Origin of the sequence: Streptomyces sp. SID4985 (assembly GCF_009863025.1) — a bacterium.
GTDB lineage: Bacteria > Actinomycetota > Actinomycetes > Streptomycetales > Streptomycetaceae > Streptomyces.
On record NZ_WWIR01000597.1, the window covers coordinates 1 to 534 of the forward strand.

The 534-nt window shown below is 79.8% G+C and carries 1 pseudogene; it reads left to right on the forward strand.

From position 1 onward, the window contains the following. Positions 1-534 (forward strand): annotated as a pseudogene (locus GTW40_RS25645) (hypothetical protein); the annotation flags it as partial.

The window sequence follows — 534 nt, forward strand, 5'->3', positions numbered from 1 at the left end:
GCGCTGCTCGCGCCCGCCCCGGCCGCCGACGCGGCGCCCGGCGACGTGTTCCTCGTCCCGCCGAACCCGGCCATGCACGACGAGTTCGCCGCCGACGAGGAGCGCCAGGCCCTGCGCACCCGCGCCGCCGCCCGCGACGAGGAGATCCGCACCCTCGCCGCCCGCCTCGGCAAGGACCGCGAACTCGCCGCCCGCCTCTCCTCCTGGCGCACCGGCTGCCCCGCCGGACGCCTCACCGAACTCGCCGGAGCCGCCGCCGAGGCCCGCGCCTTCGCCGAGGAGACAGAGGCCGAACTCGCCGAGGCCCGCGCCCTGCGCGCCGAGACCGACGAGAGCGCCGCCGAGGCCGTACAGCTCCGCGACGAACGGCAGGAGGCCGCGCAGCGCGCCCGCCGCGCCGCCGACGCCCTCGCCGGACTCGCCCACCGGCTGCGCGAGCGCGCCGGCTGGCAGCTCAAGCTGCGCGAACTGGCCGACGACGCCGCCGAGTCCGAGGCCCGCACCCAGTCCTGCCTGGAACGCGCCCGCGCCGCC